Origin of the sequence: Lunatimonas salinarum (genome assembly GCF_017811155.1) — a bacterium.
Lineage (GTDB): Bacteria > Bacteroidota > Bacteroidia > Cytophagales > Cyclobacteriaceae > Lunatimonas > Lunatimonas salinarum.
This window is the reverse complement of record NZ_JACVCV010000092.1, coordinates 1-806: the sequence shown is the minus strand read 5'-3', so window position 1 is coordinate 806 and position 806 is coordinate 1. Positions and strand designations below refer to the sequence as shown.

The following is an 806-nucleotide window of genomic DNA, read 5'->3' as shown; positions in this document are numbered from 1 at the left end:
TTTGAAAAGGCATTTGCCCAAAACAAGGCGCTGGTAAAGGATTTTAAGGCCTTTGAAGAGGGAAGGCTTTCCGGTACAACCACTGATTTTTTCTACAAAGAGATCGCGGCCAAAGCGATTGACAAGATGGAGGGCGAGATTGCACTTACCTATTTTGACTTAAGGAACTACGAAAAGCCTCTCCGCAATGCCGATAAAAAGGACGATGTACAGCTCATCGCGCTGTTTAAACTCTTCTCGCCGGAGCATTTGCTCAAACTCCCGTTTTCCAATGACAGCAACAGCCTGGATAAACGCTTTTACAGTGAACTCCTGCATATCATCGGACTGAGCGAAACCAAGGTGGCCGGCAAAAAACTAATCGATAGAAATCCGGTGGGTGAAAGGAATGCGGGTTCCATATTAGAGAGTACCATCACCGAACTGGACAGCTTGGATAAAATCAGCAGACTGGAAAAACCGGGTCAGTTTGGCGATACGTATGAAGAGCGGCTTTTCAACGTAGGCTTGGAACTGAGCATCACCTGGATCAATCGGATTTTGTTTCTAAAGCTTCTGGAAGCACAACTGATCCAATATCATCGGGGAGACCGCTCCTATTCCTTCCTGAATCTGGAAAAGATCAAAAATTACGATGATCTAAACAGCCTCTTCTTCAAGGTACTCGCCAGAAAGTACCAGGACAGATCGGAGGGAATCCTCAAAGCCTTTGGCAATGTCCCCTACCTGAACAGCTCGCTGTTTGAGCCGACGGATATGGAACACGATACCTTGTTTATCTCCAACCTCCGGGATGAAAAGAAAAT

Annotated in this window: 1 protein-coding gene; it reads left to right on the top strand. The window is 46.2% G+C overall.

What is annotated here, in order from left to right; genetic code table 11:
- Positions 1-806, top strand: an 806-nt coding sequence (locus IAQ59_RS22030) for a type IIG restriction enzyme/methyltransferase (protein WP_425342630.1), incomplete at both ends; no start/stop codon positions are given.